A 14,656-nucleotide genomic window follows, 5' to 3' on the forward strand; every position below is an offset into this window, starting at 1 on the left:
AGGGACGGGACCCAAAGTTTAGCGGATGACGGTTCCGATGCCGTTCGCGAGGTGGGTCGAGCTGCGGATCGTGACGCTGCGCACCCCCTGGCTGACGGCCTTCAGGGCATTCTCCACCTTGGGGATCATCCCCTTGCTGATCGTCCCGTCGGCCTTGAGTGCCGCGAAACTTTCGGCCGTGATTTCGGGAATGACCGAACGTTCGTCCTCCGGATCGCGCAGCACGCCGGCCTTCTCGAAGCAGTAGACCAGATCGACCGGTGCCAGGCGTGCGGCACCGAGAGCCACGGCCGAAGCGACGCTGTCGGCGTTGCAGTTGAGCAGCGTGCCGTGCCCGTCGTGCATGATGGCCGAGAAGACGGGCACCAGCCCCCCATCCAGCAGTCGTCCGAGCAGTTCGGAGTCGACCCGTTCGATGTCGCCTACGAAGCCGTAGTCGATCGGTTCGGGGTTGCGGCGGCGGGCCGTCACGACGTTTCCGTCGGCTCCGGACAACCCGATGGCGTTGCATCCGACGGCCTGCAGCCCGGCGACGATCTGTTTGTTGATCAACCCGGCATAGACCATCGTCACCACGTCGAGCGTGCCCTTGTCCGTAATGCGGCGTCCGTCGACCATCTGCACCTTCAGTTCGAGGCGTTCGGCAAGACGCGTGGCCAGTTTCCCGCCGCCGTGGACCAGCATCTTGGCCCCTTCGACGGCGGCGAACTCGCGGAGAAAACGCTTCAATGCTTCGGGGTTGTCGATGACGTTGCCCCCGATCTTCATGACCGTGATCGATTTCATTGCAGCCCCTCCAGCAGACGTTTCAGCACCACCTGGGCCGAGATTTCGCGGTTGGCGGCCTCGGGGATCACCAGCGAGCGCGGCGATTCGATCACTTCGTCCGTGACGATCATGTTGCGCCGCACGGGCAGGCAGTGCATGAAGTAGGCGTTGTTCGTCAGGGCCATCTTCTCCGAGTCGACCGTCCACGAGCGGTCGCGCGAGAGGACCTTGCCGTAGTTCGGGTCGGCATAGGCGGCCCAGTTCTTGGCGTAGACGAAGTCGGCACCCTCGAGGGCCTTGCGCTGGTCATACTCGACGCGGGCCGAGCCGACGAATTTCGGATCGAGTTCATAGCCTTCGGGGTGGGTGATGACGAAGTCGTAACCGGCGGCGTTCATCCACTCGGCGAAGGAGTTGGGCACGGCTTGCGGCAGAGCGTTGGGGTGGGGAGCCCAGGTCATGACGACCTTCGGGCGTTCGGTCTGCTTGTACTCCTCGATGGTGATCAGATCGGCGAAGCTCTGCAGCGGGTGGCGTGTGGCGGCCTCCATCGAGAAGACCGGGCGGCCCGAGTAGCGGATAAACTGCTCCAGGACATGCTCCTCGTAATCCTCGGCCTTGTTCTGGAAGCGGGCGAACGACCTCACGCCGATCACGTCACAGTAGGAGCCCATGACCGGAATGGCTTCGAGCAGGTGTTCGGCCTTGTCGCCGTCCATCACCACGCCGCGTTCGGTTTCGAGTTTCCAGGCTCCCTGGTTGACGTCGAGGACCATGACGTTCATGCCCAGATTCATGGCGGCCTTCTGGGTCGAGAGGCGCGTGCGGAGGCTCGAGTTGAAGAAGAGCATCAGCAGCGTGCGGTTGCGGCCCAGTCCGGTGAACTGGAAGCGGTTTCGTTTGATTTCGAATGCCTCGGCGAGGGCTTGTTTCAGATCGCCGATATCCTGTACACAAGTGAATTTTTTCATCTCATCGATTGCTTTTCCTGTAACGCCGGTCTCCTTCAGCCGGGAATCGGCGGCGGGAGGAGTGTCGAGCTTCTCCCGACTCATTTTTGTTGCGGGTTTTCGGGAACCCGGTGCGACCGTCGGGCGGGCCGGGTAGCGGTCTGAACTCCGGATCTTCAGCGGTTGGGTTGCGGGGTTCGTCGTCAATCGGAGCCCCGTCCTGCCGGCCTTTCGCCGGTTATCGGTTCTGCATCATCTCGCGGAAGGCCTCGAGGAAGCGGTCGGCCAGCTCACGCGTGAGGCACAGCGCCGGCAGCAGCCGCACGACCGAAGCGCCGGCTCCGCCCGTGAAGATGTGCTTCTCGAAGAGCAGCCGCTTGCGGAGTTCCGACCCCGAGCCGTCGATCTCGATGCCGATCATCAGACCGCGTCCGCGGACCTCCTTCAGCTCCTTCATGGCGTGGAGTTCGTCGAGCAGGTATTGCCCCACCCGGGCGGCATTCTCGACCAGACCGTCGCGTTCGATCACCTTCAGTACGGCGATGGCCGCCGCGCAGGCCAGATGGTTGCCTCCGAAGGTGGTTCCCAGCATGCCGGGGCGCGCCTCGAAGTGGGGGGCGATCAGCACGCCTCCGATCGGGAAACCGTTGGCCATTCCCTTGGCCGTGGTGATCAGGTCGGGGCGGATGCCGGCCTGCTGGTGGGCGAAGAAGCGCCCCGTGCGGCCGTATCCCGACTGGATTTCGTCCAGAATGAGCTGCGTGCCGGTCTCGGAGGCCGCTTCGCGCAGTCCGCGCAGGAAGTCGTCCGTCGGGCAGTGGATGCCCGAGACGCCCTGGATGCCCTCGACGATCACGGCGGCGAACTCCCGGGTCGAGAGCTTCGCGCGGGCCGTCTCGAGGTCGTTCAGCGGGGTGAACTCCACGTTGGGCGTGCGGTTGAAGGGCGACGAGATGGCCGGGTTGTCCGTCACGGCTACGGCGCCCGACGTGCGGCCGTGGAAGGCCCGCTCGATGGCCAGCACCTTGCTGCGGCCCGTATGGAACGAGGCGAGCTTCAGGGCGTTTTCGTTGGCCTCGGCGCCCGAGTTGCAGAGGAAGAGCCGGTAGTCGTCATATCCCGAGACGCGGCCCAGCCGGTGGGCGAGTTCGACCTGCAGCGAGTTCTGCACCGAGTTGGAGTAGAAGCCCAGCCGGCCGACCTGCTCCGAGACGGCCTTGACGTAGTCGGGCTGTGCGTGGCCGATCGAGATGACGGCATGACCGCCGTAGAGGTCGAGGTATTCGGTACCCTGCTCGTCGTAGACGAAGCACCCCTTGCCCCGCACCGGCTCGATCGGATAGAGTGAATATACGTTGAATAGTTCCATGATGAAAGTTCTGTTGTTTTCGTTTTCGGGAGCGGCCGTGCCGCCCGGGGCCGTGTTGTCCGGGGTCGTGCCGTCCGGGGCCGTGTCGTCCGGGGCCGTGTCGCCCGGCCGTGTTACCCTGTTGTGCCATCCGGCCGTGTCGCCCGGGCCGTTGCCTCGCTTCGGATCCCCCGGATCCCCACGCAGACGTTCGGCCTGTGCTCCCGGCTTCGTGCCCCCTTCCCTCGTTAGAAGGCGCTGGCCTTCAGACGCAATCCTTCGCGCTCGTCGAGCCCGAACATGAGGTTCATGTTCTGCACGGCCTGTCCCGAGGCACCCTTCAGCAGGTTGTCGACGACCGAGACGGCATGCAGTTTCGAGCCGTGCTTGGCCACCTGCACGAGGGCCTTGTTGGTGTTGACGACCTGTTTGAGGTCGACATCGTGCTCTACGGCGTGTGTGAAGGCGGCCGTGGCATAGCAGTCGGCATAGAGTTGCCGGGCTTCGGCCTCGTCGAGCGGACAGGAGGTGTAGACGCTGGCCAGAATGCCGCGCGTAAAGTTGCCGCGCATCGGCACGAAGTTGATCTCGCTGTTGAATGAGGGCTCCAGTAGCTGCAGATTGCGTCCGATCTCCTTCAGGTGTTGATGCGTGAAGGCCTTGTAGACCGAGAGGTTCGAGGCCCGCCAGCTGAAGTGGGTCGTGGCCGAGGGTTTCACGCCGGCACCGGTCGAGCCCGTAATGGCGGTCACGTGGATCTCGTCCCGGAGCAGACCTGCGGCAGCCAGCGGCAGCAGTGCCAGTTGGATGGCCGTGGCGAAACAGCCCGGATTGGCGACGCGGCGGGCCTGACGGATCCGCTCGCGGTTCATCTCCGGCAATCCGTAGACGAATCCTTGCGATTCGTCGCGGAAGTCCTGCGCCAGGTCGATCAGCCGCAGCTCCTCGGGGAGCTTCTGCTCCGCGAGCCACGTGCGGCTCTGACCGTGAGCCGAGCAGAGGAAGACGACGTCGACCTCCCTCAGGTCGTACTCCGCGCAGAAGCGCATGCGGGTCTCGCCCTCCAGCCCGCCGTGGACCTCCGTGAGGAGGTTCCCGGCGTTGGACGAACTGTGGACGAAGCGGATCTCCGCCTGCGGGTGGTTGATCAGCAGACGGATCAGCTCACCGGCCGTGTAGCCGGCGCCTCCGATGATACCGACGCGGATCATTTTTCGGTCTTTTCGTTGCGTTTCTGGACGTTGTAGTAGATCTTGATCGGATTGCCGAGGACCTTCGTGAAACCCTTCACGTCGTCGGCCGTCCAGGCCTTGTTGACCTCGCCGTACTCGCCGAAGTCGGTCTTCATCAGATCGTAGGTCGAATCGACGCCCACGAGCGTGTAGTTCCGCGGGCGGAGGATCAGCTCGACGGTACCCGTGACGTTGCGCTGCGAGGAGACGAGCATCGCCTCGATGTCGCGCATGACGGGTTCGAGATACTGCGCCTCGTGGAGGAACATGCCGTACCACGTGGCCACCTGATCCTTCCAGTAGATCTGCCACTTGGTGAGCGTGTGCTTTTCGAGCATCTTGTGGGCGGCGATGATGAGCATCGGCGCGGCGGCCTCAAAGCCCACACGGCCCTTGATGCCGATGATCGTGTCGCCGATGTGCATGTCGCGGCCGATGCCGAACTTCGAACCGATGGCCTCCACGGCGCGGATGGCCTCGACCTTGTCGGCGTAGGGTTTGCCGTTGACGGCCGAGAGTTCGCCCTTTTCGAACGAGAGTTTCAGATGCTCCTCACCCTGGGCCGTGATCTGGCTCGGGTAGGCCTCTTCGGGCAGGGTCTGCTCCGAATGGAGGGTCTCCTTGCCGCCGATCGAGGTGCCCCACAACCCCTTGTTGATCGAGTACTCCATCTTCTTGTAGTCGGCCGTGATGCCGTGCTTGCGCAGGTAGTCGATCTCGTATTCGCGCGTGAGGGTCATGTCACGTGTCGGGGTGATGATCTCGATGCCGGGAGCGAGGATCTGGAACGTCAGGTCGAAGCGCACCTGGTCGTTGCCGGCGCCCGTCGAACCGTGGGCCACGGCATCGGCGCCGATCTGCTTGGCGTATTCGATGATGGCGATGGCCTGGAAGATACGCTCCGAGCTCACCGAGATGGGGTAGGTTCCGTTGCGGAGGATATTGCCGAAGACCATGTATCGGATACTCTTTTCGTAGTACTCCTGCTCGATGTCGAGCGTGGCGTGCTTGACGGCGCCGAGTTCCATGGCGCGTTTTTCGATGCGGGCGAGCTCCTCCTTCGAGAAACCGCCCGTATTGGCGATGGCCGTGTAGACATCGTAACCCTTCTCTTCGGAGAGGTATTTGGCACAGAACGAGGTGTCGAGACCTCCGCTGAAAGCCAGCACTACTTTTTTCTTCTTGTTATCCATGATCGTTGCTTTTTTCGGTTTTACTTCAGGTGAAAGATCTTTTTGAACTTGTTCTTCAGGAACATGACATAGGGGGCCAGGCGGGACTGCTTTTTGGGTGGCTCCTTGGCCGGGTCGTAGAGCATTCCGGTGCAGAGACACATCCGGCGGTTGTTTCGCTGGAGGATATCGTAGTTGCAGCACCCCTCGCAACCCTTCCAGAACTCCTCGTCTTCGGTGAGTTCGGAGAAGGTCACGGGGACGTATCCCATGCGTGAGTTCAGTTTCATGACTGGCAGCGACGTGGTGATACTGAATAACTTCGCGTACGGGAATCGTCGTCGGGCCAGCTCGAAGGTTCGTCGTTTGATCTGCTCCGCGAGTCCCATGTGTCGGTACTCGGGGGCGACGATCAGTCCCGAGGTGGCGACGAAATCGCCATGGCCCCAGCACTCGATGTAGCTGAACCCGACCAGTTTTTCACCGTCCAGCGCCACGACGGCCTTGCCACCGGTCATTTTTGCTGCGATGTATTCGGGTGATCGCTTGGCGATACCCGTTCCCCGCTGCAAGGCGGACTCGTAGATCAGCTGGCAGATACGCGGAGCGTAGTGCGCATGCGACGAGTCGGCAAATACGACGCTGATTGAGTTGTTATTCATTTATCGTAAGGTGGATAAAAATGAAAAAAGGTTTCGAAAGGAGTTTCGATCGGAGGCGGGGGATCAGTTGACGCGGTAGGCTCGCTGAACCCCCTTGATTCGCAGGATCTGATGGATCAGCGTATCGACGACCCCCGTACCGGGTACCTCGACCGAGACCGTACCGGCGATGCAACCGTTGCCGGCCGCGGCGAAGTTGATGGATCGGATGTTGAGTTTCAGATCGCGGATGATCACCTCGGTGATGTGGTTGGCCATGCCGGTGGTGTCGGCCGCGACGATGCGGATCGAGACGCGGAAGGCTCCCTCGGCCGACTCTCGCCAGCGGGCTTCGACCACCCGATAGGGGTAGTTTTCGCGCATGCGCTTGGCATTGGGGCAGTCGCAACGGTGGATCGTGATGCCGGAGTTGATCGTCACGAAGCCGAAGATCTCGTCGCCCTTGATCGGGTTGCAGCACTTGGCCAGCTTGTACTGGATTTTCGACAGGTCGTCGTCGATGACCAGGGCATCCTGCTGCTGGGGGGATTTTTCCTGAGCGGCGTGCTGTGCGGCCTTCTGGCGTTCGACCTCGGCGGCCGCGGCGCGGCGCTCCTCCTCGGCCTCGCCCGAGAGATGGCGCGACAAGAGCTCCTTGATGGTTGCGAAGTCGAGCTTCTGGGTGGCGATCAGCCCGTAGACCTCCGTGCCGAGCCGCAGCCGGAAGTGGCGGGCCAGATAGGCCACCGCCTCGTCGATTGAGATCGGGAGTTTCCAGTTCTTGAGTTTTCGCTCGAGCTCTTCGCGGCCCATGCGCGTATGTTTGGCCTGCTCCTCGCGCAGGAAGGACTTGATCTTGTTGCGGGCCTTCGAGGTGACCACGAATGAGAGCCAGTCGGATTTCGGGGTCTGGTTCTTCTGGGTCTGGATCTCGACGATATCGCCGTTGTGGAGCGGTTCGCGGATCGAGACGGCGCGGTTGTTGACCTTGCCGCCGACGCACGTCGAGCCGAGCGACGTATGGATGTCGAAGGCGAAGTCGAGCAGCGTGGCCCCTTCGGGCAGTTTGCGCAGGTCGCCGTTGGGCGTGAAGACGAAGATCTCGCCCGAGGCGGGCTTGGCGTCGAAGCGTTGTGCCAGCGAGTGGGTGGTATCCTCCATCAGCTCGCGCAGACGGCTGAGCCACATTTCGCTGGTCTGGGCCCCCTGGCCGACCCCCTTGTAGCGCCAGTGTGCGGCGATACCGCGTTCGGCGACCTCGTCCATGCGTTCGGTGCGGATCTGTACCTCGACCCAGCGGCCTTCGGCCGAGACGGTGGTGTGCAGCGACTCGTAGCCGTTCGACTTGGGGATCGAGATCCAGTCGCGCATGCGGTTGGGGTTGGGCGTATAGAAGTCCGTGACGATCGAGTAGACGGTCCAGCAGAGGGGTTTCTCCTGTTCGCGCGGGCAGTCGATGATGATGCGGATGGCGAAGATGTCGTAGACACCCTCGAACGGCACGTGCTGCTTCTGCATCTTGTTCCAGATCGAGAAGATCGACTTGGTGCGGCTCTTGATGTGGTACTTGATGCCGAGGCGGTTGAGTCGCTGCTCGATCGGCACGATGAAGCGGGCGATGAAGGCCTTGCGCTCGTCGGCACTCTCCTCGAGTTTGTTGACGATGTGTTCGTAGCCCTTCGGTTCGAGGTATTTGAGGGCGATGTCCTCCAGTTCGCTCTTGATTGAGTAGAGACCCAGCTTGTGGGCGATCTGTGCGTAGAGGTTCATCGACTCCCAGCTCTTTTTGCGCCACTTTTCGTGGGGGAAGATCCCGAGCGAGCGCATCACCTCGAGGCGGTCGGCCAGCTTGATGAGGATCACGCGGGGATCTTCGGAGTAGCTGACGATCAGATCGCGGAAGTTGTCGGCCTGCTCCTTGGCGACCTTCAGTTTGAGTTCCGAGATGTTGGCCAGCCCCATGGTGATTCCGACGACCTGGTCGCCGAATCGGCTCTGGATGTCGCGGGTCAGGGCGAGGAACTCCTCGTCGGGGAGCTGCTTGTGTGCGATGCGCACCACGTCGTGCAGGATCGACGAGAGGGTCGAATTCCGTCCGAGGCCGATCTCGGAGATGACGATCCGGGCCACGGCGACGCCATGTCCGATGAGGGGCGAGCCGTCGTAGCGGGTCAGGCCGTCGAGTTTGGACTCGGCATACTCGAGCGCTTCGTCGACCAGACGCTGGGTCTGTTCCGAGAAGTTGGTCCGCACCAGGGTGCGGAGATTTTCGTAGCGTGAAAAGTCCATTTTCGACTCTCTTTAACCTGACCTGATAACCTTGATGGCAAAGATATGAAAAAAAATTATAAATTTGACACGTTGAATCTAATGGATGAGTGATGAAGACAAAAAAAGGGCTTTATGTCCCGACTTTGGGGGAAGAGGTGGCCAATACGGTGACCCACGGCGTGATGGCGATGCTGACACTCGTGTCGTTGCCCTTTGCGGCGGTATGGGCCTATGTGCATGATCCCGACGGGGTTGTGGCATCGGTGAGCGTGTCGGTTTTCGTGATCTCGATCTTTCTGATGTTTCTGGCCTCGACGCTCTACCACGCGATGCATCCGGCGTCGCGACACAAGGAGGTTTTCCACATCCTGGACCACATCTTCATCTACGTGGCCATTGCCGGGAGCTATACGCCCATTGCGCTGTCGGTGATCGGGGGCTGGCAGGGGATTCTGATTGCAGTGCTGCAGTGGGTGATGGTGCTTTTCGGGATTTTCTACAAGTCGCTGTCGCGGCGGTCGATTCCGGCCGTGAGCCTGACGATCTATCTGGTGATGGGGTGGACGATCGTCTTTTTTCTGCCGCTCTTCATCCGTCATGCTTCCGTGCAGCTGTTGTGGTTGATTGCCGCCGGCGGAGTGTTCTATACCGTGGGGGCGTGGTTCTACGCCCGCAAGGGGTTCCGCTACCACCACATGGTATGGCATCTGCTGATCAATCTGGCGGTTGTCTGCCACTTCATCGGCATTGTCTTCTACCTCTACTGATATTTTTCACGGCGTTTTTATTCTATGGCGCGCGTCTTGCGCTCCGGAGGTTATTTTCTGATTGTCTGTGAAGCCGGTGATCCCGACGATCTCCGGTGGATCAAATGGGCCCGTCGGGTCGGTAGCATGACCGTTTATTCAGCGGCGACCCTGACGCGGCAACTTTTCGGAGCGGGATTTAGCCACGTTACCGAACATCGCCATCCAAAGGGGTGTCTTTGTCTCGAGGCGCGACGCTCCTGACCTCGCCTCCGGGTCAGTGCTTGTAGACCACGTAGATGTGGTCGTCGGGCAGCGCGTAACGGCGTCGCTCCTCGTCGGTGAGCGATGCGGCGTAGTCGATGTCGGCCGCTTCGAATCCTGCCCCGCGCAGCCGCTCGACATAATCCTGGCCGTAGATGCGGCGGTGGTCGTACTGCCCGAAGATGCGCGTGCGCTCGTCGGGATCGGTGATCGAGTCGTCCTCGTAAGTGTGCTCGTAGTCGCGGTCGACGGGCGAAAGGAGAATGCCCCAGCCGCCGGGCTTCAGGATGCGGTGCAGTTCGCGCAGCGCCTTGCGGTCATCGGCCACATGTTCGAGGATGTGGTTGCAGAGGACGACCTCCACCGAGTTGTCGGCCAGCGGGATCTGCTGCACGTCGAAGTGCAGGTCGGCCAGCGGGCTCTCGAGATCGGCCGTGACGTACTGTCCGGGATGATCGGCGAAGTGGGGCTTCAGGTGACGCATGATGCAGACCTCGGGGGCGATGTGCAGCGTGCGCGGGAAGGCGGTCAGCAGATCGGTCTCGCGCGTCAGGTAGAGCCACAGCAGGCGGTGCCGTTCGAGCGAGAGGCACCGCGGGCAGAGGGCATTCGCCCGCGAAGTGACGTAGCCGTAGGGGAGGAAGCGGCGGAATTTTGACCCGCAGAGTGGACACTCCACGCCGCGTCCCCGGTAGAAGAGCCCCACGACGGGCACGGCCCACGACGCCATGCGTTGCAGTACGGGGCGCGGGATGTGGTTCAGCGCCCAGCGGATCAGCCGTTTCATGCCTCGAGGATTTTGTTCACCTCCTCTTCGGCCTTGTGCAGACGCGCCTTGCACAGGGCGATCAACTCCGTGGCACGCTTGACCTCGGCGGCCAGACTGTCCACGTCCATCTCTTCGCTGCGGAAGCGGCCGAGAATGCGTTCGATCTCGGCAATGGCCTCCGTGTAACTCGGTTCCTCCTGTTGTTTTTTTGCCATATCGTTGGTGCCGGATTCCCGGCTTCTGAGTTTTCTGTCGTTCGGTTGGTTCCTGCGGCCGCAGACTGAATTTCCGTTTCTGCCGGCTGCTTTTTCCCGGTCGCTTGTCTTCTACTCCTTGTCGGGATCCGCTTCGGACTCCGCGAGCGCCTCGACCGTAAAACGACCGTCGGCCACCTCGACCTCCATCCGCTGCCCGGCTGTCACTTCGGCAATCGACCGGACGGCCCGCCCCCGCCCCCTCACCACGGCAAATCCCATGCGGAGGATGCGCCTCGGCGAGCGGCTCTCGATAAGCTCCGCCGAGGTGACTATGCGCTGCTGCTCCTGGCGGATAAAGGCCCCGACGGCCTGCCGGAAAGCCTCGCTGCGGCCCTCCAGCTCCAGCCGGCGCTGGCGGATGAGCCCCACCGGCAGATGGCGCAGATCACCCGCCATCTCCTCGAGCCGCAGCTGCTGTGCGCGGGTCAGCCGCAGCACGCCGTCGTGCAGCTGCAGGGCGGCGTTGTCGAGCCACCCCTCAATCCCCGACATCCGCTCGACGAGCCATCCGGCGACGGCCGTCGGGGTCTTCAGCGCCGTATGGGCCACCATGTCGGCGACACTCGTATCCTTGTCGTGGCCGATACCGGTGATGACCGGCAGCGGAAACTGCGCCACATAGGAGCAGAGGCGGTAGGCGTTGAAGCAGTTCAGGTCGCTGCGCGAGCCTCCGCCGCGGATGATCACCACGGCATCGAACTCCTCCAGGCGGTCGGCCACGCGGCACAGCGCGTCGATGATCGACTGCTCGGCGGCTTCGCCCTGCATGAAGGCGTCGAAGAGGTGCGTTTCAAAGCGGTAGGGGCTCTTCGCGAGCTCCTTGCAGAAGTCCTGATAGCCGGCGGCGTTGGCGCTCGAGACGATGGCTACGCGCTGTACGACGACGGGCATCGCCACTTCGCGGTTCATCTCCCAGACGCCGTCCTGCTGCAGCTGCGCGATGGTCTGCTGGCGCTGACGCTCCAGATCGCCCAGCGTGAACGAGGGGTCGATCTCCGTGATCTGCAGCGAGAAGCCGTACAGCTCGTGGTACGTGACCAGCACCTTGGCGAGGATCTTCAGTCCGGGAGCAAGCCGCTGTCCGGTTTCGGCCTCGAAGTAGGCGGTCACTCGCGGGTATTGCGAACGCCAGATGACGGCGCGGGCCTGGGCCGTGGGGACGCCGTTTTCGCCACCCTTTTCGACCAGTTCCAGATAGCAGTGGCCCGAGTAGTTGACCTTCAGGTCGGAGATTTCGGCACTCACCCACAGAGGCAGCGCAAACTGCCCCTCGAGGGCCGCCTTCACGCGGCGCTGCAGCTCGCTCAGGGTAATATGTCGGGATTCATTCATGTTTTTGCGTCATCCTCATCCGAGGAGGATTCCGACGGTAAGCAGCGCTCCGAAGAGCATGATGTTGCGGGCCGTCTCTCCGAGGCAGACGTTCAACTGGTCGCCGTGGTCGATGCGGACCATCTTGCGCCACGTGGCCACGTGCCCCACCAGATAGATCAGCGGCAGCAGGGCCGCCCATGGGCGGCCTCCGGCCAGCAGTGTCAGGCAGAGTGCGACGGCCGCGGTGCCCAGCAAGAAGTAGCTCCAGCTGCCGAACCGCGCGCCCAACGCCACGACAATCGTGCGCTTCTGACAGCGGGCATCCTCCTCGCGGTCGCGGAAATTATTGATCATCAGCATGGTGTCGATTACCAGTCCGCAGGCCAGCGCCGTGACGATGACCTCCCACGTCCACGTGCCGGTCAGCACGTAGTAGGTGAAACTCACGGGGACGAGTCCGAAGAAGAGGATGACGGCCACGTCTCCCAGTCCGTGATAGGCCAGGGGCCACGGCCCAGTGGTATAGAAGTAGGCGAAGAGGACGCAGGCGGCGCCGACGGCCACCAGTTCCCAGCCGCCCCAGGCGAGCATGTCGTGATGCAGCGCCCAGGCGAGGATGCCGATTCCGGCGGCAGCCGAGGCCAGGGTGAAGCCGATGATGCCGGCCTTCATGGCGCGCAGGGTAATGAAACCCTTGGCGAAGGCGCGGTCGGGGCCCAGCCGGTCGGGCTGGTCGGCCCCCTTGAGGAAGTCCCAGAGGTCGTTGACCAGATTGGCCGTGCACTGCATCAACAGGGCGAAGGCCAGGCACAGCACGGCCGGCAGCGTGTGGAACGAACCGTCGGTCCAGGCCAGCGCCGAACCCACGAGAATCAGAATGACGGCATTGCCGAGACTGTAGGGCCGTATGGCGACGATCCACGCCTTGAGGGAGTTGGTTTTCATACGTTTCCGGTTTTTTGAGGTGATGAATTCATGAAATGCGGGTGTGGGTGTCGGAGTTTTTCTTCGGGTCTCTCCTTGCCCTTTTTCTGGCTCTTCCAGTCTTTACTCTCGGTTCGCTCGCGTTTCGACATGGGTTTCTGGACCCTTGTCTCCTCGTCTTATGTGGTGTCCGGTCCTGTTGGTTTCGGCCCGTCTCCTTTGTTCTTGTTAACGGTAGACCAACTCCACGCGCCGGGGCATCGGACGCCCTTCGGGGAGCTGAATGCTCAGAATGCCCTGGCTGGCGATGGCCTTGCCGTCCTTTTGGGCCGGCTGCCAGCACGGCGCCTCTTCGACGGCCTTCACGACCCGGCGTTTGAGGCGGTTGTCGGTCGATTCCAGGGTGTCGTCGATGCGGATCGTCCCCTTCGGTGTGATGGTATAGCGCAGGACGACCCGTGCGACCGGTTCGTCATCGTCCCAGCGCACCTGTCGGGCGATGTAGCTTCCGAAGGTGGTGTCGGCCTGAAAGCGGGCCGGCTCGTCGTAACGCAGCGTGATGAGCATCACGCCGTGCATGGCCCGTTCGCCGTAGCGGGCGATGGTCTGTTCGTCGGCCGGCAGCATCTCGACGTGTTCGATCTCTTCGGGCGGGATCGTGCGGATCTGCTCCACGACCTTCCCGTTGACGATATACAACGGTTCGGGTTTCGGTGCCGCGGCGTGTGCCGAAAGGAAAAGGAGGAGAAACACTCCGCCAAGGAGCCCTGTGATCGTTCGTTTCATCATGCGGAACAGGAAATTTCTGTGTAAAACGTTGTTCCGGCGCCGGATATTGTCTTTAGAGTTCGCTCTCCTTCAGACGTTCGGCGTTCTCGGCCACGATCAGGTGGTCGATGCAGTCCTGGATGTCACCGTCCATGAAGGCCGCCAGGTTGTAGATCGTGTAGTTGATGCGGTGGTCGGTGATCCGGCCCTGGGGATAGTTGTAGGTTCGGATCTTGGCCGAGCGGTCACCCGTCGAGACCATGGTCTTGCGTTTCGAGGCGATCTCGTCGAGGTATTTCGAGTATTCGAGGTTGAAGACGCGCGTGCGCAGCTCCTCGAAGGCCTTGTCAAAGTTTTTGAGCTGTGATTTCTGATCCTGGCACTGCACGACGATACCCGTCGGGATGTGGGTCAGGCGGATGGCCGAATAGGTCGTGTTGACCGACTGTCCGCCGGGGCCCGAGGCGCAGAAGATATCCTTGCGGATGTCGTTCATCGAGATCTCGACGTCGAACTCCTCGGCTTCGGGCAGCACGGCCACCGAAGCGGCCGACGTGTGGACACGTCCCTGCGTTTCGGTCTGCGGCACGCGCTGCACGCGGTGGACGCCCGATTCGTACTTGAGCGTACCGTAGACGTTCTGTCCCGTGACCTTCATGACGACCTCCTTGTATCCGCCGGCGGCACCCTCGGAGGCCGAGGTGATCTCGTACTTCCACCCCTTCGACTCGATGTACTTCGTATACATGCGCAGCAGGTCGCCGGCGAAGAGGGCGGCCTCGTCGCCACCCGTGCCGCCGCGGATCTCCATGATGGCGTTTTTCGAGTCCTGCGGATCCTTCGGGATCAGGAGCAGCTTGATCTCCTCCTCGAGCTGGGTGATCTGCGGTTCGAGTTCGGTGATCATTTCGCGGGCCATCTCGCGCATCTCCTCGTCCTTGTCGTTGGCGTAGGTATCCTTGGCCTCGGCCAGGTTGGCCAGGGCCGTGCGGTAACGCTCCGAGGTTTCGATGATCGGTTCGAGCTCCTTGTACTCCTTGTTGAGCTGCACGAACTGCTTGACGTCGGCGATCACCTCGGGGTCGGTGAGTTTCTGCCCGATCTCCTCGTACTTGAGCTTCAGCCCGTCGAGGCGGGTCAATATGGTGTTGTCTGCCATAAAAAATGTATCGTATCTTGTTCAGGTGACAAAGATACGATACATTTGGTTAAGAAAGAAAAATTCAAAAGCC

Annotated in this window: 14 protein-coding genes; 1 reads left to right on the forward strand and 13 read right to left on the reverse strand. The window is 61.9% G+C overall.

Annotated elements, in window-relative coordinates; all coding sequences use genetic code 11:
• Positions 1-18: 18 nt before the first annotated feature.
• From argB to B5G09_RS09150, 7 genes are all read right to left on the reverse strand, one after another.
• Complete coding sequence (argB, locus tag B5G09_RS09120; protein ID WP_087404943.1) at positions 19-786, reverse strand: acetylglutamate kinase; 768 nt, start codon at positions 784-786, stop codon at positions 19-21.
• Complete coding sequence (locus B5G09_RS09125) at positions 783-1,739, reverse strand: N-acetylornithine carbamoyltransferase (protein WP_087404968.1); 957 nt, start codon at positions 1,737-1,739, stop codon at positions 783-785. The genes argB and B5G09_RS09125 overlap by 4 nt, the downstream gene beginning before the upstream one ends.
• 217 nt (positions 1,740-1,956) lie before the next feature.
• On the reverse strand, positions 1,957-3,087 hold the full coding sequence (locus tag B5G09_RS09130; RefSeq protein ID WP_087404944.1) for an aminotransferase class III-fold pyridoxal phosphate-dependent enzyme: 1,131 nt from the start codon (positions 3,085-3,087) through the stop codon (positions 1,957-1,959).
• A gap of 227 nt (positions 3,088-3,314) precedes the next feature.
• Positions 3,315-4,277, reverse strand: coding sequence for an N-acetyl-gamma-glutamyl-phosphate reductase (argC, locus tag B5G09_RS09135; RefSeq protein ID WP_087404945.1), 963 nt, complete (start codon positions 4,275-4,277; stop codon positions 3,315-3,317).
• Positions 4,274-5,491 (reverse strand): argininosuccinate synthase, encoded by a 1,218-nt coding sequence (gene argG / locus B5G09_RS09140; RefSeq protein ID WP_087309745.1) that lies wholly within the window; start codon positions 5,489-5,491, stop codon positions 4,274-4,276. Before argG ends, argC begins: the two co-directional genes overlap by 4 nt.
• Before the next feature lie 20 nt (positions 5,492-5,511).
• The gene (locus B5G09_RS09145; RefSeq protein WP_087309747.1) at positions 5,512-6,132 is read right to left on the reverse strand and encodes a GNAT family N-acetyltransferase; all 621 of its coding nucleotides are present in this window, start codon (positions 6,130-6,132) and stop codon (positions 5,512-5,514) included.
• 63 nt (positions 6,133-6,195) lie between these two features.
• Positions 6,196-8,400: a RelA/SpoT family protein gene (locus B5G09_RS09150; RefSeq protein WP_087309749.1), complete on the reverse strand. Its 2,205-nt coding sequence runs from the start codon at positions 8,398-8,400 to the stop codon at positions 6,196-6,198.
• 92 nt (positions 8,401-8,492) lie between these two features.
• On the opposite strand from B5G09_RS09150, the gene B5G09_RS09155 reads away from it, so the two are divergent.
• On the forward strand, positions 8,493-9,149 hold the full coding sequence (locus B5G09_RS09155; RefSeq protein WP_087404946.1) for a hemolysin III family protein: 657 nt from the start codon (positions 8,493-8,495) through the stop codon (positions 9,147-9,149).
• A gap of 256 nt (positions 9,150-9,405) precedes the next feature.
• Here the strand turns inward: B5G09_RS09155 and B5G09_RS09160 are convergent, their stop codons facing one another.
• From B5G09_RS09160 to prfA, 6 genes are all read right to left on the reverse strand, one after another.
• Positions 9,406-10,179, reverse strand: a complete 774-nt coding sequence (locus tag B5G09_RS09160) for a class I SAM-dependent methyltransferase (RefSeq protein WP_087404947.1) — start codon at positions 10,177-10,179, stop codon at positions 9,406-9,408.
• Positions 10,176-10,376, reverse strand: coding sequence for an exodeoxyribonuclease VII small subunit (gene xseB, locus B5G09_RS09165; protein ID WP_087309755.1), 201 nt, complete (start codon positions 10,374-10,376; stop codon positions 10,176-10,178). The genes B5G09_RS09160 and xseB overlap by 4 nt, the downstream gene beginning before the upstream one ends.
• Positions 10,377-10,487: 111 nt before the next feature.
• Positions 10,488-11,750, reverse strand: coding sequence for an exodeoxyribonuclease VII large subunit (gene xseA, locus B5G09_RS09170; protein ID WP_087404948.1), 1,263 nt, complete (start codon positions 11,748-11,750; stop codon positions 10,488-10,490).
• A gap of 15 nt (positions 11,751-11,765) precedes the next feature.
• The gene (menA, locus tag B5G09_RS09175; protein ID WP_087404949.1) at positions 11,766-12,677 is read right to left on the reverse strand and encodes a 1,4-dihydroxy-2-naphthoate octaprenyltransferase; all 912 of its coding nucleotides are present in this window, start codon (positions 12,675-12,677) and stop codon (positions 11,766-11,768) included.
• A gap of 207 nt (positions 12,678-12,884) precedes the next feature.
• Positions 12,885-13,442 (reverse strand): TonB-dependent receptor, encoded by a 558-nt coding sequence (locus B5G09_RS09180; RefSeq protein WP_241147622.1) that lies wholly within the window; start codon positions 13,440-13,442, stop codon positions 12,885-12,887.
• A 55-nt stretch (positions 13,443-13,497) separates the two neighbouring features.
• Positions 13,498-14,583, reverse strand: coding sequence for a peptide chain release factor 1 (gene prfA, locus B5G09_RS09185; RefSeq protein WP_087404951.1), 1,086 nt, complete (start codon positions 14,581-14,583; stop codon positions 13,498-13,500).
• Positions 14,584-14,656: the final 73 nt, after the last annotated feature.

Origin of the sequence: Alistipes sp. An54 (assembly GCF_002159375.1) — a bacterium.
Taxonomy (GTDB): domain Bacteria; phylum Bacteroidota; class Bacteroidia; order Bacteroidales; family Rikenellaceae; genus Alistipes; species Alistipes megaguti.

Excerpts from the sequence above, each read along its gene's own strand:
- argB (WP_087404943.1), bottom strand. The coding sequence starts at position 786 with ATGAAATCGATCACGGTCATGAAGATCGGGGGCAACGTCATCGACAAC.
- B5G09_RS09125 (WP_087404968.1), bottom strand. The coding sequence starts at position 1,739 with ATGAAAAAATTCACTTGTGTACAGGATATCGGCGATCTGAAACAAGCC.
- B5G09_RS09130 (WP_087404944.1), bottom strand. The coding sequence starts at position 3,087 with ATGGAACTATTCAACGTATATTCACTCTATCCGATCGAGCCGGTGCGG.
- argC (WP_087404945.1), bottom strand. The coding sequence starts at position 4,277 with ATGATCCGCGTCGGTATCATCGGAGGCGCCGGCTACACGGCCGGTGAG.
- argG (WP_087309745.1), bottom strand. The coding sequence starts at position 5,491 with ATGGATAACAAGAAGAAAAAAGTAGTGCTGGCTTTCAGCGGAGGTCTC.
- B5G09_RS09145 (WP_087309747.1), bottom strand. The coding sequence starts at position 6,132 with ATGAATAACAACTCAATCAGCGTCGTATTTGCCGACTCGTCGCATGCG.
- B5G09_RS09150 (WP_087309749.1), bottom strand. The coding sequence starts at position 8,400 with ATGGACTTTTCACGCTACGAAAATCTCCGCACCCTGGTGCGGACCAAC.
- B5G09_RS09155 (WP_087404946.1), top strand. The coding sequence starts at position 8,493 with ATGAAGACAAAAAAAGGGCTTTATGTCCCGACTTTGGGGGAAGAGGTG.
- B5G09_RS09160 (WP_087404947.1), bottom strand. The coding sequence starts at position 10,179 with ATGAAACGGCTGATCCGCTGGGCGCTGAACCACATCCCGCGCCCCGTA.
- xseB (WP_087309755.1), bottom strand. The coding sequence starts at position 10,376 with ATGGCAAAAAAACAACAGGAGGAACCGAGTTACACGGAGGCCATTGCC.
- xseA (WP_087404948.1), bottom strand. The coding sequence starts at position 11,750 with ATGAATGAATCCCGACATATTACCCTGAGCGAGCTGCAGCGCCGCGTG.
- menA (WP_087404949.1), bottom strand. The coding sequence starts at position 12,677 with ATGAAAACCAACTCCCTCAAGGCGTGGATCGTCGCCATACGGCCCTAC.
- B5G09_RS09180 (WP_241147622.1), bottom strand. The coding sequence starts at position 13,442 with ATGAAACGAACGATCACAGGGCTCCTTGGCGGAGTGTTTCTCCTCCTT.
- prfA (WP_087404951.1), bottom strand. The coding sequence starts at position 14,583 with ATGGCAGACAACACCATATTGACCCGCCTCGACGGGCTGAAGCTCAAG.